Origin of the sequence: Streptomyces sp. NPDC002795, assembly GCF_042888725.1 — a bacterium.
Classification (GTDB): Bacteria; Actinomycetota; Actinomycetes; order Streptomycetales; family Streptomycetaceae; genus Streptomyces.
Genome location: NZ_JBIAQB010000002.1, coordinates 810,528 through 832,615 on the forward strand (window position 1 = coordinate 810,528; position 22,088 = coordinate 832,615).

19 protein-coding genes are annotated in these 22,088 nt (G+C 71.1%); 10 read left to right on the forward strand and 9 right to left on the reverse strand.

Translation table 11 applies throughout. The features are described from left to right. Nucleotides 1–27 precede the first annotated feature (27 nt). Nucleotides 28–660, forward strand: coding sequence for a DUF4232 domain-containing protein (locus ACFYWS_RS08360; protein WP_389271178.1), 633 nt, complete (start codon nucleotides 28–30; stop codon nucleotides 658–660). 79 nt (nucleotides 661–739) lie between these two features. Here the strand turns inward: ACFYWS_RS08360 and ACFYWS_RS08365 are convergent, their stop codons facing one another. Next, nucleotides 740–1,696: a DMT family transporter gene (locus ACFYWS_RS08365; protein WP_389271181.1), complete on the reverse strand. Its 957-nt coding sequence runs from the start codon at nucleotides 1,694–1,696 to the stop codon at nucleotides 740–742. 207 nt (nucleotides 1,697–1,903) lie between these two features. Between ACFYWS_RS08365 and serC the strand changes: the two genes are divergently transcribed. Then, nucleotides 1,904–3,022 carry a phosphoserine transaminase gene (gene serC, locus ACFYWS_RS08370; protein ID WP_389271184.1) on the forward strand — a complete coding sequence of 373 codons (1,119 nt, stop codon included), beginning with the start codon at nucleotides 1,904–1,906 and terminating at the stop codon, nucleotides 3,020–3,022. A gap of 96 nt (nucleotides 3,023–3,118) precedes the next feature. Here the strand turns inward: serC and ACFYWS_RS08375 are convergent, their stop codons facing one another. Continuing rightward, nucleotides 3,119–3,916, reverse strand: a complete 798-nt coding sequence (locus ACFYWS_RS08375; protein ID WP_389271187.1) for an ABC transporter permease — start codon at nucleotides 3,914–3,916, stop codon at nucleotides 3,119–3,121. Beyond that, entirely contained in the window at nucleotides 3,916–4,866 is a 951-nt protein-coding gene (locus ACFYWS_RS08380; protein ID WP_389271813.1) for an ATP-binding cassette domain-containing protein, read from the reverse strand. The genes ACFYWS_RS08375 and ACFYWS_RS08380 overlap by 1 nt, the downstream gene beginning before the upstream one ends. A 104-nt stretch (nucleotides 4,867–4,970) precedes the next feature. Here ACFYWS_RS08380 and ACFYWS_RS08385 point away from each other — a divergent pair, with 104 nt between their 5' ends. Both ACFYWS_RS08385 and ACFYWS_RS08390 read left to right on the forward strand, forming a co-directional pair. After that, nucleotides 4,971–5,750: a TetR/AcrR family transcriptional regulator gene (locus tag ACFYWS_RS08385; RefSeq protein WP_389271190.1), complete on the forward strand. Its 780-nt coding sequence runs from the start codon at nucleotides 4,971–4,973 to the stop codon at nucleotides 5,748–5,750. Nucleotides 5,751–5,781: 31 nt separating this feature from the next. Next, nucleotides 5,782–6,192, forward strand: coding sequence for a PPOX class F420-dependent oxidoreductase (locus ACFYWS_RS08390; RefSeq protein ID WP_389271193.1), 411 nt, complete (start codon nucleotides 5,782–5,784; stop codon nucleotides 6,190–6,192). A 1-nt stretch (nucleotide 6,193) separates the two neighbouring features. On the opposite strand, the gene ACFYWS_RS08395 is transcribed toward ACFYWS_RS08390, so the two are convergent. Beyond that, nucleotides 6,194–7,183: a WD40 repeat domain-containing protein gene (locus ACFYWS_RS08395; protein WP_389271196.1), complete on the reverse strand. Its 990-nt coding sequence runs from the start codon at nucleotides 7,181–7,183 to the stop codon at nucleotides 6,194–6,196. A 68-nt stretch (nucleotides 7,184–7,251) separates the two neighbouring features. Between ACFYWS_RS08395 and ACFYWS_RS08400 the strand changes: the two genes are divergently transcribed. Both ACFYWS_RS08400 and ACFYWS_RS08405 read left to right on the forward strand, forming a co-directional pair. Then, nucleotides 7,252–7,944 (forward strand): SGNH/GDSL hydrolase family protein, encoded by a 693-nt coding sequence (locus ACFYWS_RS08400; protein ID WP_389271816.1) that lies wholly within the window; start codon nucleotides 7,252–7,254, stop codon nucleotides 7,942–7,944. Between the two features lie 30 nt (nucleotides 7,945–7,974). Next, nucleotides 7,975–8,964, forward strand: coding sequence for an aldo/keto reductase (locus ACFYWS_RS08405; RefSeq protein WP_389271199.1), 990 nt, complete (start codon nucleotides 7,975–7,977; stop codon nucleotides 8,962–8,964). Nucleotides 8,965–9,279: 315 nt separating this feature from the next. Here ACFYWS_RS08405 and ACFYWS_RS08410 read toward each other — a convergent pair whose 3' ends face one another. Further along, nucleotides 9,280–10,620, reverse strand: a complete 1,341-nt coding sequence (locus ACFYWS_RS08410) for an MFS transporter (RefSeq protein WP_389271202.1) — start codon at nucleotides 10,618–10,620, stop codon at nucleotides 9,280–9,282. A 48-nt stretch (nucleotides 10,621–10,668) separates the two neighbouring features. After that, nucleotides 10,669–11,106 (reverse strand): MarR family winged helix-turn-helix transcriptional regulator, encoded by a 438-nt coding sequence (locus ACFYWS_RS08415; protein ID WP_389271205.1) that lies wholly within the window; start codon nucleotides 11,104–11,106, stop codon nucleotides 10,669–10,671. Between the two features lie 176 nt (nucleotides 11,107–11,282). Here ACFYWS_RS08415 and ACFYWS_RS08420 point away from each other — a divergent pair, with 176 nt between their 5' ends. Next, entirely contained in the window at nucleotides 11,283–11,471 is a 189-nt protein-coding gene (locus tag ACFYWS_RS08420; RefSeq protein ID WP_266712647.1) for a ribbon-helix-helix protein, CopG family, read from the forward strand. Here ACFYWS_RS08420 and ACFYWS_RS08425 read toward each other — a convergent pair. Then, nucleotides 11,464–12,918 (reverse strand): NCS2 family permease, encoded by a 1,455-nt coding sequence (locus tag ACFYWS_RS08425; protein ID WP_389271214.1) that lies wholly within the window; start codon nucleotides 12,916–12,918, stop codon nucleotides 11,464–11,466. The genes ACFYWS_RS08420 and ACFYWS_RS08425 overlap by 8 nt on opposite strands. Before the next feature lie 241 nt (nucleotides 12,919–13,159). On the opposite strand from ACFYWS_RS08425, the gene ACFYWS_RS08430 reads away from it, so the two are divergent. Together ACFYWS_RS08430 and ACFYWS_RS08435 are read left to right on the forward strand one after the other, a co-directional pair. Next, the gene (locus ACFYWS_RS08430) at nucleotides 13,160–13,453 is read left to right on the forward strand and encodes a DUF2530 domain-containing protein (protein ID WP_389271217.1); all 294 of its coding nucleotides are present in this window, start codon (nucleotides 13,160–13,162) and stop codon (nucleotides 13,451–13,453) included. A 30-nt stretch (nucleotides 13,454–13,483) separates the two neighbouring features. After that, entirely contained in the window at nucleotides 13,484–15,913 is a 2,430-nt protein-coding gene (locus ACFYWS_RS08435; protein WP_389271220.1) for an HAD-IC family P-type ATPase, read from the forward strand. 185 nt (nucleotides 15,914–16,098) lie between these two features. Here ACFYWS_RS08435 and ACFYWS_RS08440 read toward each other — a convergent pair whose 3' ends face one another. Beyond that, nucleotides 16,099–19,269, reverse strand: a complete 3,171-nt coding sequence (locus ACFYWS_RS08440) for a sacsin N-terminal ATP-binding-like domain-containing protein (RefSeq protein ID WP_389271223.1) — start codon at nucleotides 19,267–19,269, stop codon at nucleotides 16,099–16,101. Between the two features lie 162 nt (nucleotides 19,270–19,431). Then, a complete protein-coding gene (locus ACFYWS_RS08445; protein ID WP_389271226.1) occupies nucleotides 19,432–20,361 on the reverse strand; it encodes a DUF3027 domain-containing protein in 930 nt (309 codons plus the stop codon). A gap of 302 nt (nucleotides 20,362–20,663) precedes the next feature. Between ACFYWS_RS08445 and ACFYWS_RS08450 the strand changes: the two genes are divergently transcribed. Beyond that, nucleotides 20,664–22,070, forward strand: coding sequence for an MFS transporter (locus ACFYWS_RS08450; protein WP_389271228.1), 1,407 nt, complete (start codon nucleotides 20,664–20,666; stop codon nucleotides 22,068–22,070). Nucleotides 22,071–22,088 lie beyond the last annotated feature (18 nt).

A 22,088-nucleotide genomic window follows, 5' to 3' on the forward strand; every position in this document is an offset into this window, starting at 1 on the left:
CCGACCTACGAGTAAAGGACGAAACCCATGCGTGCTCGCAAGCTCACCCTCGCCGCCGTCGCCCTCGCCGCGGGCCTCTCGCTCACCGCCTGCCAGGGGAACGAGGACTCCGCCGCGGACACGAATGACGACTCGCCCGCCGCCTCATCCGCCTCCTCGTCCTCGTCCTCCGGCGGCAACAGCGAGACCTCCGGCAAGAACGTCTCGGACTCCGGCGAGAAGACGGCCGCCGCCGAGGGCAGCGGCGGCGGGCAGATCAACACCGGCCCGTGCAAGACCTCGAACCTCGCGTTCGACTCGGCCCACGGCATGGGCGAGGGCACGCTCATAGTCAGCATGAAGAACACCAGCGACGCCTGCTCGCTCAAGGGCTTCCCCGGCGTGGACCTCCGCTCCGAGCAGGCCTCCGGGCCGCTGAGCGCCCACCGCAGCGGCCTCGCGTCCCCGAGCGTCGTCCTGGGCAACGGCGAGTCGACCCGCTTCACCCTCCACTACCCGCCGAACACCACCGGCGGCTCCGGCGTCGACGTCACGTCCCTCGACATCACGCCCCCGAACGAGACCCACTCCACGAACCTGAAGGTCGGCATCAACCTCCCCGTCTCCGACGGCGCGGACCAGAAGGTCTACGTGGACCCAGTCGGCACCGGCAAGCAGTGACTCCGTCACCCGCCCCACCGTTCAGGACTGTGACGTGAAACTCCAGCTCTATCGAAGTTTCACGTCACAGTCCTGACCGTCAGTCCCGCAGCACAACATCGTTACGCCGCCCCACCTGCGTCCGCACCGCCCCCATGCTCGCCGCGATCACCAGCGCGATGGCGAGGGCCTGTGCCCAGGACAGGGCCTGGCTCAGGACGAGGAAGCCGGAGAGCGCGGCGACCGCCGGTTCGAGGCTCATCATCACCGCGAACGTGGACGCGGGAAGGCGGCGCAGGGCGAGGAGTTCGAGGGTGTACGGGAGGACCGAGGACATGATCGCGACCGCCGCGCCGAGGCCGACGGTCACCGGGTCGAGCAGCTTCGGGCCCGCCGTCACGATGCCGAGCGGCAGGCAGAGGACGGCCGCCACTCCCATCGCGAGCGCGAGCCCGTCGACCTGCGGGAAGCGGCGGCCCGTGCGGGCGCTGAAGACGATGTACGTCGCCCAGCAGGCGCCGGCCGCGAGCGCGAAGCCCACACCGGCCAGGTCCAGACTGCCGAGCCCGTCCCCCGCGCCGCCGAGCAGGAACACGCCGCACAGGGCGAGGCCCGCCCACACGACATTGACGAGGCGGCGGGAGGCGAAGACGGAGAGGGCGAGCGGGCCGAGGACCTCGAAGGTGACCGCGATGCCCAGCGGGATGCGGGCCGCCGCCTGGTAGAAGAGCAGGTTCATGCCGCCCATGGCGATGCCGAAGGCGAGGACCGTGCCCCAGTCGGCGCGCGAGTGCCCGCGCAGCTTGGGGCGGCAGACGACGAGCATCACCACGGCCGCCACGACGAGGCGGAGGGTGACGACGCCGACCGCTCCGGCGCGCGGCATCAGGCTCACCGCGAGCGCCGCGCCGAACTGCACCGAGATGCATCCCGCGAGGACGAGGCCGACCGGGCCCAGCGAGCCGCGACGGCGCGACGGCTCCGCGCCGTCGCTCGCGGTCACGGCCGGGGCGGCATCCTGCGCCACGGCCACGGGTTCGGTCTGCGGGCCGCTCACGGTCCACCCCATCTCAGGTCTCAGCTGTCTCGGCTCAACGATTAGTTCAATGTATTAGACCGCACAGGGCAGCACGGTGGACACCCAAGGGTGGTGTGACCCTCCACGCTAAATCCGGGGGCCCACCACGCGCGGAGGGCGAGATGCCACATCTCACCCAGCGAACACTTCGCGGTCCACCAAACCCCACCGGTTACCCTCCCTCTCGTGGCTGAGATCCAGATTCCCGCTGACATCAAGCCCGCCGACGGACGTTTCGGCGCTGGCCCCTCCAAGGTGCGTACGGAGGCGTTGGACGCCCTGGCCGCCACCGGCACCTCCCTCATGGGCACCTCACACCGCCAGGCTCCGGTCAAGAACCTGGTCGGACGCGTGCGCGACGGCGTGCGCGAGCTCTTCTCCCTCCCCGAGGGCTACGAGGTCATCCTCGGCAACGGCGGCTCCACCGCGTTCTGGGACGTGGCGACGCACGGCCTGATCGAGAACAAGTCGCAGCACCTGAACTTCGGCGAGTTCTCCTCCAAGTTCGCGAAGGCCTCGAAGCTCGCCCCGTGGCTCGCCGAGCCGACCGTGATCGCCTCCGACCCGGGTACGCACCCGGAGCCGGTCGCCGAGGCCGGTGTCGACGTCTACGGCCTGACCCACAACGAGACCTCGACCGGCGTCGCCGCGCCGATCAAGCGCGTGACCGGTGCGGACTCCGATTCCCTCGTCCTCGTCGACGCCACCTCCGGCGCCGGCGGCCTCCCGGTCGACATCGCCGAGACGGACGTCTACTACTTCGCCCCGCAGAAGTCCTTCGCCTCCGACGGCGGCCTGTGGATCGGCATCTTCTCCCCGGCCGCGATCGAGCGCGCCCAGCGCATCCACGCCTCGGGCCGTCACGTCCCGGAGTTCTTCTCGCTGCCGACGGCGATCGACAACTCCCGCAAGAACCAGACGTACAACACCCCGGCGCTCTCCACGCTCTTCCTGCTCGCCGAGCAGCTGGACTGGATCAACGGCCAGGGCGGCCTCGCCTGGTCCACGGCCCGCACGAAGGACTCGTCCTCGCGCCTGTACTCGTGGGCCGAGGAGTCGAAGCTCGCGACGCCGTTCGTCACGGACGCCGCGAAGCGGTCGCAGGTGATCGGGACGATCGACTTCGACGACAGCATCGACGCCGCCGCTGTGGCCAAGGTGCTGCGCGCCAACGGCATCGTCGACACGGAGCCCTACCGCAAGCTGGGCCGCAACCAGCTCCGCGTGGCGATGTTCCCGGCGATCGACCCGGCCGACGTCCAGGCCCTGACGGCCTGCATCGACTACGTCATCGGCCAGCTCTGACCCACTCGGCGTTACGCCCCCGGGGCTCTGCCCCGGACCCCGCGCCTCAATCGCCGGCGGGGCTTGATCTATCAAGCCCCGCCGGCGATTCGCCGTTCAACGGCTCAGCCGCTGGAAGCGTCGGACGGCGAGCGGCAGAAATATCAGCGTGAGCACCACCGGCCACACCACGGCCATGAGCACCGCGTGCTGCTCGATCCAGGAGTCCCCCGCCCCGACCGGCGTCCCGAACAGCTCCCGCGACGCCGCGACCGTCGACGAGATCGGGTTCCACGCCGCCACCACCCCCAGCCAATCCGGCATCAGCTGCGGCGCGACGAAGATGCTGGAGATCATCGTCAGCGGGAAGGCGACCGCGAACAGTCCGCCCGCCGCCTCCGGGTTGGGAACCAGCAGACCCAGCCACACCCCCAGCCAGATCAGCGCGAACCGCAGCCACAGCAGCAGCGCGAACGCGGCAAGGCCGCCCACGATCCCGCCGTCCGGCCGCCAGCCGATCGCCAGCGCCGTGAGCATCAGGATCGCCAGCTCCGCGCAGGCGACGAGCAGATCGGTCACCCCGCGCCCCGACACCACCGCCGAAGGCGCCATCGGCATCGACCGGAACCGGTCGATGACCCCCTTCTCCGCGTCGTGCACGACCAGCGTCGCCGTGTTGATGAACCCGAACGCCATCGTCATCGCGAACATCCCCGGCATCAGGAAGTCCCGGTAGTCCCCGCCGCCCGGCACGGTCATCGCGCTGCCGAACACGTACCCGTACAACAGCACCGACAGGATCGGGAAGCCCAACTGCCAGGCGATGTTGACCGGTTGGCGCTGGTAGTGGGTGAGACCGCGGCGCACCACGTTCCAGCAGTCGGCCACCGCCCAGTACGCGCTCGCACCACTCATCACGCGGCCCTCCCCGTCAGCTGCAGGAACACATCGTCGAGGCTCGGCCTGCGCAGGCCGATGTCCTCGACCGCGACGCCCTCGTCCTGAAGCGTGCGTGCCGCGTCCGTGAGCGCGGCGACCCGGTCCGCGACCGGCGCGTGCACCCGCAGCGCCTCCTCGTCGACAACCGGTTCGGCGCCGCCCCGCGCGACGATCTTCGCGGCGCGGGAGAGTTCGGAGGCCTCGGTGACGACGATCTCTATCCGGTCCCCGCCGACGGACCGCTTGAGCCCCTCGGGGCTGTCCTCGGCGATCGCCCGCCCCTGGTCGATGACGGTGATCCGCGAGGCCAGCTTGTCGGCCTCCTCCAGATACTGGGTGGTCAGCAGTACCGTCGTCCCCGCTGCCACCAATTCCCTTACGCTCTCCCACACTTCGCCCCTGCCGCGCGGGTCGAGCCCGGTCGTCGGCTCGTCCAGGAACAGCACGTCCGGGGTGAGGATCATGGACGCGGCCAGGTCGAGCCGGCGGCGCATTCCTCCGCTGTACTTGCCCACGCCCTTGCCCCCCGCGTCCGCGAGGCCGAACTGGTCGAGCAGTTCGGTCGCCCGCACCCGCGCCCGGCGCCCGCCCAGATGGAAGAGCCGGCCGAACATCTCCAGGTTCTGCCGGCCCGTCAGCACCTCGTCCACGGCCGCGTACTGACCCGCGAGCCCGATGCGGCGGCGCACCTGGCGCGGCCGAGATGCCACGTCCACCCCGCCGACCTCCGCCCGGCCCCCGTCGAACCGCAGCAGCGTGCTCAGTACCCGCACCGCCGTCGTCTTCCCCGCCCCGTTCGGCCCGAGCAGTCCGTGCACCGTGCCGCGCCGCACCGTCAGGTCGAACCCGTCGAGCGCGCGCTTGGTCTCCTTGCCCCCGTACTCCTTCACGAGCCCCTCGGCCCGCACCGCGTGATCCCCGTCCACCACGACCGCTCCTCCTCCGTCGCCCGCCGCCCCAACCGAGTACACCGTACCCAAATGAGAGTACACCGTACCCAGTTTTTCGCCAGAGGTTTACGCTGAGCCCCATGACCAGCGGCAACCAGGGCACGAACAGCAGCGCCGAGACCTCCGGCAGTGGCGACATCCGGCGCAGCATGGAGCTGCTGTGGGGCACGGGGGTCCGGCCCAGCCGGGGCCCGAAACCGGCGCTCTCCCTCGACCGGATCGTCGAGGTCGCGGTCGAGGTCGCCGACGCCGAGGGGGTCGGCGCCGTCTCGATGCGCCGGCTCGCCACCGACCTGGGCACCGGCACCATGTCGCTGTACCGGTACGTGCCGGGCAAGGCCGAGCTGCTCGACCTGATGCTGGACCGGGTCCAGACCCCGTACGAGGACCCGGCCGCGCTCGGCGACGGGACGTGGCGGGACGCGGTCGCCACGATGGCCCGCGAGACGCTCTCGCTCTACCGGCGCCACCCCTGGCTGCTCCAGGTCAACCAGGCCCGGCCCGTGCTCGGCCCCGGCGCGATGTCCGCCATGGAGAAGATGATGGCCCGCATCAAGCCCATGGGCCTTGCCGATCCGGAGCTGCTCTCCGTCCTGGTCATGGTCGACGGATACGTGTCAGGGGTGGCGCGCACCCGCGTCTACGAGCAGGAGGCGGAGAAGACGTCGGGCATGACGGACGCCGCGTTCTGGGAGGCACAGGGCCCCACCCTGGAGGCCGCGATGGCCAGCGGCCGCTACCCGGTGATGGCGTCCCTGTCCGAGGAGACGTTCTCGTCCGGCTTCGACCACTTCGAGTTCGGACTCCAGCGGATCCTGGACGGGCTCGACGTCCTCGTCGCGTCGCGCGGCAACAGGTGACAGAACGCCGAAGCGGTGCATCTATGGACGTATGACGACTGCCAAGCCCGATCCGAGCCCCGCGCTCGCCCCGTTCGTCAAGCAGTACGCCGTCCTGCTCACCACGCACAAGAAGGACGGCACCGGCGTCGGCACTCCCGTGAACATCGCGGTCGAGGGCGACCACGCGTACTTCCGGACCTACGGCAAGGCCTGGAAGGTCAAGCGGATGCGCAACAACCCGGAAGTGGAGATCGCGCCGTCCACGGTGCGCGGCGCGCCGACCGGCCCGCCGCTCAAGGCGCGGGTCCGACTGCTCGACCAGGGCGGCGACGAGGCCCGGCACGCGGCCTCGTTGATCCGCCGCAAGCACCCGGTCCTGCACGGCTTCTCGGTGCCGCTCACCCACAAGGTGCGGCGGGACCGGACGCTGCACTATGAACTACGGGTCCTGGGCGAGTAGTTCAGCGGTTCTTGGGGCGGCGGAGCAGCCGGCCGATTCCGAACAGCAGGATGAGGACGACGGCGGCACCGACCGCGCCGGCCTTGCCGGTGAAGGCGCTGCCGCCGTCCGAACCGCCTTGATCGGAGGTCGAGTTCGAGCCGTCATCGGAGCCGCCCGCGCCCTCCACCTCCACGGGCTCCACCTCGCTGCCCTGCCCCTCGCTTCCGTAGAGCAGCGTCTTCCCGTCCGGTGTGTACGTCACCGACTCGCCCTGCGGCTGCATCGGCACGCTCAACCGGCCCTGGCGCTCGGGCTTCCCGTCGTTCCACGTGTAAGAGACGCCGCCGAAGTAGCCGCGTACGGCGAGCTGTTTGCCGTCGGGCGAGAACGCGCCGTCCGTCGCCCACAGGTCGATGTCGGCGACGCGGCGGAAGGTGTTGGTGGCGGAGGCGTTCAGCGTCGCCGGGCCCTCGTACAGGCCGCCGCCGTCGTCGCCCTTCTCCACGATGTAGACCCGGCCCGTCTTCGGGTGGACCATCATCGCCTCGGCGTTGCGCGGGCCGTCGGCGTACTTCACGTCGTACTGGGTGGCCCGCACCGTCTGGTCGGTGAGCTTCTTCGGCTCGGGCAGCTTGTAGACCCACACGTGGTCCCACTTGCCGCCGAGGTTGTCGCCGATGTCGCCCACGTAGATGTTCCCGTCGGGGCCGATCGAGATCGCCTCGACGTCGCGGGGGGAGCCGACGCCGGTCATCGTGACCGTGGCGACCGTCTTCCCGGTCCTGCCGTCGATCGCGAACAGGTACGCGCCGTCGTCGCTGTCGTTGTGCGTCCAGTAGACGCCGGGGTGGGCGCGCGAGGCGGCCAGGCCGCTGGACTCGGTGATCCGCGGGTCCTTGATCGTGAACCCGTCGGATCCGACGGAGGGAGAGTCGGCGACCGCGGGACCGGAAGCCGCGCCGAGAAGGAGGACTGCGGCGACCCCGGCCGCCCCCAGATACGCACGCATGCCCCCAGCTTGCCAGGCGTGTTGGGGCTCACACGCACGCACCCTGCGTGATCGACGATGATGAGCGGATGCTCAGGTTCATGCCGGTCGGCGACTCGATGACCATTGGGAGCGCCGGGGAGCACACCTGGCGCCTGCGGTTCTGGCAGCACCTGTGCGCCGACGACAGGACCGCGTACGAGCTCGTCGGCCCCCGCACCGCCCTGCACGGCGACAGCCACGCGTACGCGGAGCCGGAGTTCCCGCAGGCCCATCTCGCGGGCTGGGGCGAGGGCTGGCAGCACATGGCGCCCGCGATCGCCGAAGCGGTGACCGCCGCCCGCGCCGACGTCCTCCTCGTCTCCCTCGGCCTGATAGACCTCGGCTTCTACACCGACGCCGAACAGACGGCACAGAACACGCGCCGCTTCGTCGCCGAGGCCCGCCGCGCGAACCCGGCCGTCCGCATGGTCCTGCTCCCCGTGATCCCCAACGTCCGGGCCGAGACGGACGCCCCCTTCGCCGCGGAGGTCGCCCACTTCAACACCCTCCTCGCGAAGGCCGTCGCGGACCTCGACGAGCCCCGCTCGCCCCTCCTGCTTGCCTCCGTCCCCGAGTCGTACGACATCCAGCACGACACGTACGACGGCACCCATCCGAACGCTTCAGGCGAGCACAAACTGGCATCGGCCTTCGCGGACGCGCTGCATCAGGCGTGGGGGGTCGGCGGCGGTCCTTACCGGGCTGTTCAGAGCGACCGGCGGCCCAACTCGCTTGCCTAGAGCGCACTCCACGTCGTTGGCTTGGCCCCCATGAAGTACACACAGCTCGGACGCACGGGACTCAAGGTCAGCCGACTCGTCCTCGGCACCATGAACTTCGGTCCGCAGACCGACGAGGCCGCCAGCCACGCGATCATGGACGCGGCGCAGGCCAGCGGCATCAATTACTTCGACACAGCGAACGTGTACGGCTGGGGCGAGAACAAGGGCCGCACCGAGGAAATCATCGGCACCTGGTTCGCCAAGGGCGGCGAGCGGCGCGACAAGACCGTCCTCGCCACCAAGGTGTTCGGGAACATGGGCGGCGACGGACCGGTCTGGCCCAATCACGACCACCTCAGCGCGGTGAACATCCGGCGCGCCGTCGACGCCAGCCTCAAGCGGCTGCAGACCGACTACATCGACGTCTACCAGTTCCACCACATCGACCGCCGCACTCCCTTCGAGGAGATCTGGCAGGCGATCGACGTGCTGATCCAGCAGGGGAAGATCCTCTACGCCGGGTCGTCGAACTTCCCCGGTTACAAGATCGCCCAGGCCAACGAGCTGGCGAAGGCGCACGGCCGCGTCGGACTCGTCAGCGAGCAGTGCCTCTACAACCTCGCCGAGCGCCGCGCCGAGATGGAGGTCATCCCGGCCGCGCAGGACTACGGCCTCGGCGTCATTCCGTGGTCCCCGCTGCACGGCGGGCTGCTCGGCGGCGTGCTCAAGAAGGAGAGTGAGGGCAAGCGCAGGTCCCAGGGCCGCTCCGCCTCCGCGCTCGAGAACACGAAGGTGCGAGAGCAGGTCCAGCGGTACGAGGACCTGCTCGACAAGCACGGCATCGAGCCCGGCGAGGCGGCGCTCGCCTGGCTGCTCACGCGGCCCGGCATCACGGGCCCGATCGTCGGCCCGCGCACGCAGGAGCAGCTGGACTCGGCGCTGCGCGCGGTCGAGCTGGAGCTGAGCGAGGAGGTGCTGTCCGGCCTGGACGATGTCTTCCCGGGGCCGGGTCCGTCGCCGGAGGCCTTCGCCTGGTAATCGGCCCAGCCGGTACGCGGCGGCCGTCGGTCGACTACTGGCCGACGGCCGCCGCGACAGCCACGACGAAGAACATCAGCACGAGCACACCGGCCATGATCCGGTTACGGGTCTTCGGGTCCACGCCAACGAGGTTAACGCGTCCCCCCGAACGGCCGTCCGGCGACCTTCTCGCAGCGCGGCCGATCAAGCCCCGCCGGCGATTGAGGCGCGGGGTCCGGGGCGGAGCCCCGAGACGTCAAGCCCCTCCGGCGTTGCGGTCCCGGGGCGCTGCCCCGGACCCCGCTGCTCAATCGCCGCAGGGGCTTGATCGGCTCACGCCGCAGCCGCCAGCTCCCGTGGAACGAACTGCACATGACGCTCGCCGCGGCGAAGGTCCACCTTGAGCCGCAGGTTCGCCGCGCGGGCCAGCAGGAGGCCTACCCCGACCGCCGCCACCGCACAGATCACCCCGGCGAGGGCAAAGCTGACCCGCACCCCGTACTGGTCGGCGAGCCAGCCGAAGAGCGGGCCCCCCAGCGGCGTACCACCGGTGAACACCATCATGAACAGCGCCATCACGCGGCCGCGCATCTCCGGGTCCGTGCCCATCTGGACCGTGGAGTTGGCGGTCACGTTCACCGTCAGGCCGAGGATGCCGAGCAGCACGATCAGCGGGGCGAACGCCCAGACGCCCGGCGCCCACGCGGCCGCGACCTCCAGGACACCGAAGCCGATCGCCGCGCCGACCAGGACCCGCAGACGGGTCGAGCGACGCCGGGCCGCGAGCAGCGCGCCGGCCAGCGAGCCGACCGCCATGAGGGTGTTGAACAGGCCGTACTGGCCGACCCCGCCGTGGAACACGTCGTCCGCGTACGCGCTCAGCCAGATCGGGAAGTTGAAGCCGAAGGTGCCGACGAACCCGACGAGCACGATCGGCCAGATCAGCTCGGGGTGCTGCGAGACATAGCGGAGCCCCTCCTTCAGCTGGCCCTTGCCGCGCGGGGAGCGCTTGGTCTCGTGCAGTTCGTGCGTGCGCATGAGCATGAGGCCGGTGAGCGGGGCGAGGAAGGACAGGCCGTTGGCGAGGAACGCCCAGCCGGGGCCGACGGCGGCGGTCAGCGCGGAGGCGACGGCCGGGCCGATGAGGCGGGCGGACTGGAAGTTCGCGGAGTTCAGGGAAACGGCGTTCCGAACCTGATCCGGTCCCACCATCTCGGACACGAACGACTGCCTGGTCGGGTTGTCGACGACCGTGACGAGACCCGTGAAGAAGGCGGCTACGTAGACGTGCCACACCTGGACGTTGCCCGTGAGGGTGAGCGCCGCGAGGAAGAGGCCGGACAGGCTCATCGCTCCCTGCGTGCAGAACAGCAGGTTCCGCTTGGCGAAGCGGTCGGCGATCACGCCGCCGTACAGGCCGAAGAGCAGCATCGGGAGGAACTGCATGGCCGTCGTCACGCCGACGGCGGTGGAGGATCCCGTGAGGGAGAGCACCAGCCAGTCCTGGGTGATGCGGGCCATCCAGGTGCCGGTGTTGGAGACGACTGCCCCCGTCGCGAACAGCCGGTAGTTGCGTACCTTCAGGCTGGCGAACATCGAGGGCTTACGTGGGCGGGCGTTCTGGTTGTGGGCGGCTGGTGCGGGGGCGGAGTCTGCTCCGGATCCCGTACTCAAAGTGCGTTCGCCTCCTCGGCGGTCGTCGTGCGGAGCCGTGTGCCGTGCTCAGAGGTGGGCGAGCTTCTCCAGGACGGGTGCGGCCGCGCGCAGCTTGGCCCACTCGTCCTCGTCGAGCCCCTCGGTGAGGTTGGCCAGCCAGGCGTTCCGCTTGCGGCGGCTCTCCTTGAGCATGGTCTCGGCCTGCTCCGTGGAGGTGACGACCTTCTGCCGGCGGTCCTCGGGGTGGGGTTCGAGGCGGACCAGCTGCTTGGCCTCGAGAAGCGCGACGATCCTGGTCATCGACGGCGGCTGCACATGCTCCTTGCGGGCCAGCTCACCCGGTGTCGCGGAGCCGCATCCGGCGAGGGTGCCGAGCACCGACATCTCGGTGGGACTCAGCGATTCGTCGACCCGCTGGTGCTTGAGTCGACGCGACAGGCGCATCACTGCGGAACGCAGGGAGTTCACGGCGGCGGCATCGTCGCCATGGGAGAGGTCTGGCATGTTCGTTAGCGTAACTCATTACCATGCCTAACGACTACCGGGGGCACAGGGCGTGTCCGTGATCCCCACCACGTCTTCACCCGCGCCAGGAGTGCAGAAAAGTTTCATCACCCATACGAGTGAGCCGGACGCGGAAAGTGACGCAACAGGTCGCGGAGCCCGGCGACCCTGTCCGTATGGGATCGACAGTGCTCAGTCTGCGGATCGACGGTGAGCTGCTCGACCGGCTCAAGGTGCATGCCGCGAAAAGAGGAATGAGCGTCCAGGACTATGTGGTCCGGACGCTCATTCGGGACGACTTCGACGAACGCTTCAAGACTGCCGTCGAGGAGACGGAGCGGTTCTACGGAGACGTGACTACGTAAGGCCGAGTGCCGGCATCAGGTAGTAGAAGACGAACACGCCGGCGACGGCGTACATCGCGGCCGGCACCTCCTTGCCACGGCCCGCGACCACGCGCAGCACGGTGAAGCTGATGAAGCCCATGCCGATGCCGTTCGTGATCGAGTACGTGAACGGCATCATCAGCATCGTGATGAACGCCGGGATGGCGATCGTCCAGTCGTTCCAGTCGATCTCACGGATTCCCCCGGCCAGGATCAGGAAGCCGACCGCGACGAGCGCGGGCGTGGCCGCCTGGGACGGGACCATCGTGACGACCGGCGTGAGGAACAGCGCGACCGCGAACAGCAGGCCGGTGACCACGTTGGCGAGGCCCGTACGGGCGCCCTCGCCGACACCGGCCGTCGACTCCACGAAGCACGTGGTGGCCGAGGAGGACGAGGCGCCACCGGCGGCGACGGCGACACCGTCGATGAACAGGACCTTGTTCATGCCGGGCATCTGACCCTTGTCGTCGGTCAGATGCGCCTCCTCGCTGACGCCCATGATCGTGCCCATCGCGTCGAAGAAGCACGACAGCAGCACGGTGAAGACGAACAGGACGCCGGTCAGGATGCCGACCTTGTGGAATCCGCCGAACAAGCTGACCTGCCCGATGAGCGAGAAGTCCGGGCTGGAGACCGGGTTGCCGGGCCAGGACGGCACGGTCAGGCCCCACGAGGCCGGGTCGATGTCGGCGATGGCGTTGATGATCAGCGCGACGACCGTCATGACGACGATCGAGATCAGGATCGCGCCGGACACCTTGCGCAGAATCAGCGACAGGGTCAGCAGCACACCCAGCACGAACACCAGGACCGGCCAGCCGAGCAGGTGACCGCCGGTGCCGAGCTGCAACGGGACCGTGGTCTGCGCGGCGTCCGGCATGCGCGTCACAAAGCCGGAGTCGACGAGGCCGACCAGCAGGATGAACAGGCCGATGCCGATCGCGATGCCCTTGCGCAGGCCGTACGGCACGGCGTTCATGACCCGCTCCCGCAGGCCGGTGGCGACGAGCAGCATCACGACGAAGCCCGCGAGGACGACCATGCCCATCGCGTCCGGCCAGGACATGCGCGGCGCGAGCTGAAGGGCGACGACCGTGTTCACACCGAGGCCCGCCGCGAGCGCGATCGGCACATTGCCGATGACGCCCATGAGCAGCGTGGTGAACGCGGCGGTCAGCGCGGTCGCGGTGACCAGCTGGCCGTTGTCCAGCTGATGCCCGTACATGTCCTTCGCGCCACCGAGGATGATCGGGTTCAGCACGATGATGTAGGCCATCGCGAAGAACGTGGCGAGGCCGCCACGGATCTCACGCGGGACGGTCGAGCCGCGCTCGGTGATCTTGAAGTAGCGGTCGAAGCCGTTCTTCGGGGCCGGCGGCGGCGAGTCGTTGACATCGACCGGGGCGGTGGCCGAAGTGGACATGGGTGACCTCAGCGGTATTCAGCAGTGAAATGCGGGCGGGGGGCTCGTGATCAAGTCTGGTCGTCGCGTGGTCACCTGCGGGTTTCCCCGAGGTTCCGCTGGTGTTTCATACGAACAGAAGTGGCCAGACTCAGGCTGTTTCAGTATGAACATATGAGGCCGAATTTGCTATCTCCGCGCGTAGACCCTTGCGGTGAGGGGCTTGTACCGGGTTGTCGGTGGGTCCTCGTAAGCTGTGCACATGGCGAAGTGGATCCCGAAGCACGAGGCACCCGAACCCCTTGAGGGGCCCGTGGTCGCCACCATCGTCGGTGGCACGATCCTCTGGTTCGTCCTCTTCCTCGCGCAGCTGCCGTTCTACGGCTGGTTCAAGGACCGCGGGAACACCTGGTGGGTGTGGTGCTGCCTGGCCGGCGCCGGGCTCGGCCTGATCGGGATCTGGTACGTCCGGGGGCGTGACGCGGCGCTCAAGCGGGCCGCCGCCGCGGACTCCGCGGCGGTCACGGACCGTGGGGTTTCCACACCCGAGGGGTAAACCCCCGAAATCGCCCGTACGGTCTTTTTCATGACGCACATCGACGCGGGCGCCGAACTCGACCCGGGCGATCCCGGCGATCCGGGCGACCCGGCACCGATGCCGTCACGGGCGACGGGGCTCACGCGGGCCGAGGTCGCCGAGCGTGTCGCGCGCGGTGAGGTGAACGACGTCCCCGTGCGCAGCTCGCGGTCCGTGACGGAGATCGTGCGCGCCAATGTCTTCACCCGGTTCAACGCGATCATCGGCGTGCTCTGGGTGATCATGCTCAGCGTCGCGCCGATCCAGGACAGCCTCTTCGGCTTCGTGATCCTGGCCAACACCGGCATCGGCATCATCCAGGAGTGGCGGGCGAAGCAGACCCTGGACTCGCTCGCCGTGATCGGCGAGGCCCGGCCCACGGTGCGGCGCGACGGGAACGCCATCGCGGTCCCCACCTCCGAGATCGTGCTCGGCGACCTCATCGAGATCGGGCCCGGCGACAAGATCGTCGTGGACGGGACCTGCGCGGAGGCCGACGGCCTGGAGATCGACGAGTCGCTCCTCACCGGCGAGGCCGACCCGGTCCTCAAGCAGCCCGGCGACGAGGTCATGTCCGGCTCCTTCGTGGTCGCGGGCGGCGGCGCGTTCACCGCGACGAAGGTCGGGCGCGAGGCGTACGCGGCGCAGCTCGCCGAGGAGGCGAGCCGGTTCACGCTCGTCCACTCCGAGCTGCGCAGCGGCATCTCCACGATCCTCAAGTACGTGCAGTGGATGATGATCCCGACCGCGCTCGGCCTGATCATCAGCCAGCTCGTGGTCAAGGACAACGACCTCAAGGACTCGATCGCGCGCACCGTCGGCGGCATCGTGCCGATGGTCCCCGAGGGCCTGGTACTGCTGACATCGGTGGCGTTCGCGATCGGGGTGATCCGGCTCGGCCGCCAGCAGTGCCTGGTGCAGGAGCTGCCCGCGATCGAGGGCCTGGCCCGCGTCGACACGGTCTGCCTCGACAAGACGGGCACCCTCACCGAGGGCGGCATGGACGTCCACGAGCTGCGGCTGCTCGACGACGGTGGCGGTGCCGGCAGCGGTGACGAGGCGTACGTACGGAAGGTGCTCGGCGCCCTCGGCGAGTCCGATCCGCGGCCCAACGCCTCCCTCCAGGCGATCATCGACGCGTACCCGGACAGCGAGGACTGGCGCTGCACCGAGGCACTGCCGTTCTCCTCCGCGCGCAAATACAGCGGCGCCGCCTTCAGCGAGGGCAACGGGACGGACAGCGCGTGGCTGCTCGGCGCGCCGGACGTGCTGCTGCCCGCGAGCGATCCGGCGCTCGCGGCGACCGAGGAGCTCAACCTGCGGGGCCTGCGCGTACTGCTGCTCGCCCGCGCGCCCCAGGGCCTGGAGGGCGCGGGCGTCGTGGAGAGCGCCGAACCGACCGCCCTCGTCGTCCTCGAACAACGCCTGCGCCCCGACGCCGGGGACACGCTCCGCTACTTCGCCGAGCAGGACGTACGGGCCAAGGTCATCTCCGGTGACAACGCGGTGTCGGTGGGGGCCGTCGCCTCCACACTGGGTCTGGCGGGGCAGACCGTCGACGCCCGTACGCTGCCCGAGGACCCGGAGGAGCTGGCCGACGCGCTCGACGACGGCACGGTGTTCGGCCGGGTGACGCCGCAGCAGAAGCGGGACATGGTGGGCGCGCTCCAGGCGCACGGGCACACGGTCGCGATGACCGGCGACGGCGTCAACGACGTACTGGCGCTGAAGGACGCCGACATCGGGGTGTCGATGGGCTCGGGCTCCGAGGCCACCCGCGCGGTCGCCCAGATCGTGCTGCTCAACAACTCGTTCGCGACGCTGCCCTCAGTGGTGGCGGAGGGCCGCCGGGTCATCGGCAACATCACGCGCGTGGCCACCCTCTTCCTGGTGAAGACGGTCTACTCGGTGATCCTCGCGCTGCTCGTGGTCTGCTTCCAGGTCGAATACCCCTTCCTGCCACGGCACTTGACGCTTCTGTCGACGCTGACGATCGGCGTCCCCGCGTTCTTCCTCGCCCTCGCGCCGAACAAGGAGCGGGCCCGGCCGAACTTCGTACGTCGCGTGATGCGGTACGCGATTCCCGGCGGGGCCGTCGCCGGGATCGCCACGTTCGTGATGTATCTGGTCGCCCGGCACTACTACGCGGGCTCGGACGCGCTCGCCGCCGAGACCAGCTCGGCGACGCTGACGCTCTTCCTGATCTCGATGTGGGTGCTCGCGATCGTCGCCCGGCCGTACACGTGGTGGCGGGTGGGGCTTGTCGCGACGATGGGGCTCGGTTTCCTGCTGGTGCTGGTGGTGCCGTGGCTGCAGGAGTTCTTCGCGTTGAGGTTGGTGGGGTCGGTGATGCCGTGGACTGCCGTCGGGGTGGCGGTCGTGGCGGGGGCGGTGCTGGAATTTTTGTGGCGGTGGGTGGGACGCAGGTTTCCGGCATAGGTGTGTCACGGCCTCGGGGCTCTGCCCCGGACCCCGCGCCTCAATCGCCGGCGAGGCTCAATAGGCAACCGCCTGCGGAGCTTGAGAGATCGTTCGCCGCAGGGGCTTGAGTATCAAGCCCCTGCGGCGATTGAGCAGCGGGGTCCGGGGCGGAGCCCCGGGGCCGCGGCGCCGGTGCCGCGCGGCTAGTCGAACCACCGGTCGCGCGCCAGCTCACCCGTGCGGGACGGGTCCTCGATCAGCGCCGCGACCTCGAAGCGCCGGGGCCACTGGCCCGCCGCCCAGGCGAGACCCGCCGCGACGCCCTCAAGCGTCGCCGCGTGCACCACACCGTCGGCCGTCCGGCACCAGTCGACCTCGACGTCGGAGACGTACAGCTCCTCGTGCTCGACGTACGAGGCCGGAGCCGCGGAGCCGAGGAGGACGCGCACCGATTCGGGCACCGCGTGCACATCGCCGCCCTCGACCGCCCCCCTGTCCACCGCCTCGCTCAGGCGCCGCACCTGGAACAGCTCCGCGAGGTTCGCCGCCTTCGACGGGGTGACCGGGAGGAGGGCGCGGCCCTCGGTGAGCGGGATCAGGTCGGGGGCGTCGGCGACGAGGGCGTCACGGGCGTCGACGATCACGACCTCCCCGTCCCGCACGGCGCGCAACTCGTCCGGCAGCGTGACCTGCTCGGGGTCGAGATCGGCCAACCTGCCGTAGAGCGCGTGGAGTTGCGCGGCCTCGACCGGACGATCGGGGTCGGCGAGGCGGTCCAGGAGTTCCGCGGCGCCACCGGGCTCGTCGAGCAGCGCGGCGACGGAGGTGCGGACACCGAGGGCGCGCAGCACCTGCTCGTCGTCGAAGCCGGCGGCGTCCGCGGGCTCGTACAGGCCGATGAGCAGCGGGTCCCCGCCCTCGGCCCGCAGACCGGCGGGCCGGCGCCCACCGAGGACCGGGTTCCCGCGCAGCCACCAGGCCGTGTACGGGCGGACCAGCTCGTGGGTGCCGTCCGGCAGCAGGACGCGGACGGGCTGGGTGAGGGCGTCGCGCAGCGGCGGCTGCGAGAGCAGCGCGAGCGCCTGCGGCCAGCGGTCCTCGTCGACGAGGTCCAGGTCGCGTACGGCGATCAGCTCGGTGGCGACCGGCGGGACGGGGGTGTCGGGCAGCCGGTCGAGGGCGTCCTCGCACCACACGTCGACGGCGTCGAGGAGCCCGGCGTCGTCCGGCTCGGGGAAGTCGCCCTCGCGCGGGTCGAGTTCGTCGGGGTCGAGGACGACGTCGGTGGCGCGGACGAGTGCGAAGGTCGCGAGGACTCCGCAGGCGGCGAGCGGCGCCTGCCCCCAGCGCTCGGCCAGCTCACCGTCCACGAAGGGCAGTTCGTCCTCGTGCAGCACCTCGGCGATCGGGCTGCCGGGGAGCAGAAGCTCGGCGGCCGCGGCGAGTTCACCCTCGTCGTCGGGGAGAGCGAGCGCCCCGAGCCACGGTTCGTCGCCCACGTCGAGGTGGGCGTCGCGTACGAGGGTGAGGACGACGTCGGCCAACTCGTCGGCGTCCAGCGTGGTTTCGTCGTCCCACGCGGACGTCTCGTCGTCGAGTGACGCGGCGACCGCGGCCCGCACCTGCGGGGTGCGCAGGACGGCTCGCGCGGTGGCGGGCAGGGCGCCCAGCTTCTCCAGGAGCGGGTGCGCGGCGTCGGCGTGCGCGACCTTGAGGCCGAGCCGGGCGAGCGCGTCGCCGGGGACCGCGGAGGCCTCCGCGGTGGGGAGCAGCACCTGGCGCGGGCCGATGGCGGTGCGGCCGCCGGCGAGCGGGACGGGCAGCCCGCTGAGCCGGTCCGGGTCGACGCCGGCCAGCGACTCGTACAGCCGCCGCCACCAGCCGGGCTCCTTCTCAAGACCGGCCAGCCGGTCGACCGCCTCGGTCAGCGGGACGCGGGCGACGCCCAACGTCCGCAGTTCCACGCGCCGTTCGAGCCCTGCGGGCAGCAGGCTGGGCAGCACGTCGGCGAGGACCCGCACGGTGTCGGCGCCCGCGCCCTCGACGACCTCGGCGTCGCGGGGCTTGAGGGAGGTCGGGCGGTCGTCCTCCTCAGGGTCTCCCGGTTCGATCGCCGGGGGCAGGAAGGCGGTACGCGGCAGCCGCTCCAGGACGGCGGCGCGCAGGGCCCCGTCCAGCTCGCTCTTGCCGAGCGGACCGGGCACGAGGTCGAGGATGCCGGGGCCCACGGGGCGCCATCCGGCGAGCAGCTCGGCGTACGCGTCGGCGGCGCGCTCGGTGAGGAAGTCGGTGAGCGGCCCGGGGGCGACGTGCCGCCGCGCCGTGTCCAGCGGGAACGAGGCGATGAGCAGGGCCGGCACCCCGAGGGCCTCGTCGCTGGGGGTGGGTGCGTACAGCACGGGTTCGCTGCGCGGCTTCAGCGGCGCCCCCTCGGCGTCGACCGGCACGGCCCAGGTCACGGCCCAGTGCGGCCGCGACTTCTCCTCGACGGGCCGGTCGGCGAGCAGCGCCGCGTCAAGCGGACCGGTACGGGTGAGGGTGCGGTATCGATTCTCAAGCCCCTGCGGCGTTTGAGCAGCGGGGTCCGGGGCGGAGCCCCGAGACCGCAACCCCGTGTCCGTGATCACGACATGGGGCGCGTCCTCCGAACGCCGCAGCGTCCGCTGCCCCGCCTCCGTCGAGATCACGACCTCCGCCAACCCCGGCAGGGCAAGCAGAAGCGTGTCGTCGACCCCGTCGAGCAGCCGCCCGGCAAGCGCCTCCGCCGCGGCATCCCGCAACGGGAGGATGACCACCGTGTCGTACGGGTCGGGGGCGGAGCCCTCCGCCGCGAACGGCAGCCTCAGCAGCGGCACGTGCCCGTCCCGGCGGCGCAGCTCGTCGCCGAGGTCCGGGCTGCGCAGCGCCGTGTCCGACGCGGCGAGCCGCGCGTCCGTCAGGGACCAGCGCACACCCCCGCTCCGGCCGACCACCGCGGGCTCGTCGGAGACGGAGAGCACGGCCGCGAAGCCGACGCCGAACCGGCCCACCGCGCCGCTCGTGTCCTCCCGCTTCGCGGAGGCCCGCAGCGTGGACAGCGATTCGACGCCCGCGGCGTCCAGCGGGGCGCCGGTGTTGGCGGCGGCGAGCACGCCGTCCTTCAGGGTGAGGGCGAGGCGGCCCTCGACACCGGCCCGTGCGGCGGCGTCCGCCGCGTTCTGGGCGAGTTCGACGACGAGGCGGTCGCGGTAGCCGCCGAGTGCGAGGTCCTCCTCGGCGTTGGCGTCCTCCCGGAACCGGGCGGCGCTGCCGGACCATGCCTGGAGCACGGTGTGGCGCAGCCGTGCGGTGCCGAACGGGTCGACGCCCTCCGGTGCGGGGCTGCTGACGCTCACGGGTGGCTCCTCTGGGCGGGGTGGTCGTGACCGGCCGAACCGTATCGCGCAGAGTTCCCCGTACCGCCGTCAGCATGCGGCGGCGCCGTGGTTGACGCCTCGGGGCTCCGCCCCCGCTGGCTCTCGTCCCAAAGCGGGGCTTGATCGGCTGGCGCAGATTGCCTACGAGTGCCCCAAGTCGTCGTCCCCGTTGCCGGAGGCCACCGCTCCGACCGAGCCCGCGTCCCGTTCCACGCGGAGCGGGAACGTGTCGACGACCGTCTCATCGATCACCGGCGGTGCCGGCCTCGGGGCCTTGGGCATGACGGCCGCCTCGGAGTGGCCACCGCAGCCGTACGACAGGGAGACCACACGCCCGTCCGCCGGGGCGAACTCGTTGGCGCAGACGCCGAAGGCCTGGCCGAGGGAGCCGCCGATCTTCGCGAGGAAGCCGCAGGAGACGCAGGTGGCGGGGGCCGCCTGCGCCATGGGGGTCTTCGCCCCGAAGGACTCCTCCCAGCGGTCGGCCGCGACATGCAGCCCGTACCGGGAGAGCACACGCTCCCGGCGCAGGCCCAGCTCCTCCGCGACCGCGGCGATCGAGCCGCGGGACGGCGCGACCGGGAGCGCCGCCACGGGGCCCTCGGTGATCTCGGCGTCCTCCGCCTCGACGAGCTCCGCCATGTCCTCGGACACGGGAGAGTTCGGCGGCGGCGCGTCCTCGCCGGTGTAGCCGGGCTCCAGGCGCAGATCGTCGGACTCGGTCGGCAGCAGATCGCCGGGGCCGAGGTCGCCGGGGCGGAGCCGCTCGCTCCACGGCACCCATTCGGGGGCGCGGAGGGAGTCGGGTCCTGGCAGCAGCACGACCTCGTCGAGCGTGACGTACTTGGCACGGGAGGCGCGGGCCACGGTGGCGGCCCAGCGCCAGCCCCGGTAGCCGAACTCCTTGCACTCGAAGAGGTGCGTGACGACCCGGTCGCCCTCGACGACCGTTTCGACGTGCTCGCCGACCACCCCTGGCGCGGCGGCCTCCTCGGCCGCTGCCCGGGCGATGTCCACCGCCTCGGCGCACAGGCGGTCCGGGGTGCGGCTTCGCGTTGTCGCTGCGCTCACAGGTATCGCTTCTCTCCTACGCCGTCTCACGAGTGCGCCATCCTGTGTGCGGGAGCGCGGACGGAGCGGACCGGAGGACCGCGTCGACGTCCGCGCCCGACGTTCCGGGCGCGCCTACGCCATCCATTCTGCGGGATGGCCGAGAGGCGCGCGGCCGAGAACAACCGCCGCGGGCGCGCTACGCACGCTACCTCCTCCGACGCCCTGCGCCCACACCGACGTACGAGGCGCACCTGGCCGAAAAGCCGACCAGCGTGTCCATAACGGCACTAGTACGCCCGAACAAGGGGCACCATGGCTGCGTGGCTGCCGGTAGGTCGTCGTTCAAGTCGTCGTCGGGTTCGTCGTCGCGCACGTCGGACGCGCCGAACGCCCTTCGCAAAATCGGCCGCGCCCTGCACCTCCCTTTCACCGGCACCGCACGCGGCATCCGCAAGGCGACGCACGCGCACGGCGCGGGCGAGTCGGGGCTCGGGAAGCTGATCGAGCTGCACGCGCTGAACGGCGCGGGCGATGTCATGATCACGGTCGCCCTCGCCTCGACGGTCTTCTTCTCCGTGCCGACGGACGAGGCGCGCGGCCGGGTCGCCCTGTATCTCGCGATCACGATGGCGCCCTTCACTCTCCTCGCGCCCGTCATCGGGCCGCTGCTCGACCGGCTGCCGCACGGGCGGCGCGCCGCGATGGCCGCGTCGATGCTGGCGCGGGCGCTGCTCGCCCTCGTTCTCGCGGGCGCCGTGGCGGGCGGCGGGCTCCAGCTGTATCCGGCGGCGCTCGGCGTCCTCGTCGCGTCGAAGGCGTACGGGGTGGTGCGCTCTGCGGTCGTGCCGCGCCTCCTGCCACCCCGCTTCTCGCTGGTGAAGGCGAACTCGCGGGTCACCCTCGGCGGGCTGCTCGCCACGGGCGCGGCGGCGCCGGTCGGGGCGGGACTACAGGCGATCGGCCCGCGCTGGCCGCTGTACGGGGCCTTCGTGCTGTACGTCTGCGGGATCTTCCTGTCGTACTCGATGCCGCACAAGGTGGACTCGGCGCGCGGCGAGAGCAAGGCGCTGCTCGCGGCGGACGAGGCGCATCTGCACGGGCCCGCACGGGCCAGGGCGCGCAGGCCGGGTCTGCGGACGGTCGGCCCGGCCGTCACCCACGCCCTCGCCGCGAACGCCACGCTGCGCTGTCTGTCCGGGTTCCTGATCTTCTATCTGGCGTTCCTGCTGCGCGAGCATCCGCTGACCGGGCAGAGCGCGGCCGTCTCGCTCGGGATCGTGGGCGTGTCGGCGGGGGCGGGGAACGCGCTGGGCACGGCGTTCGGGGCGTGGCTGAAGGCGCGGGCCCCCGAGGTCATCATCGTGACGGTGCTCGCGGTGGTGCTCGGCGTGGCCGTGTTGTCCGCCCTCTTCTTCGGCGCGCTCATGACGGCGTGTCTGGCCGCGGTCGCCGGGTTCGCCCAGGCGCTGGCCAAGCTGTCCCTCGACGCGACGATCCAGCGGGACGTCCCGGAGGCGGTCCGCACGTCGGCGTTCGCGCGTTCGGAGACGTTGCTGCAGATGGCGTGGGTCGTGGGCGGCGCGATCGGGATCGCGCTTCCGCTGAACGGGGTGCTCGGGCTGAGTGTCGCGGCGGCCATCGTGGCGGCGGGCTGGCTTTCCACGGTGCGCGGGTTGCTGTCGTCGGCACGCCACGCCGGGACCGGCGGCCGGGCACGCGTGGCGTAGGCCGTGTCTTCGAGGCGC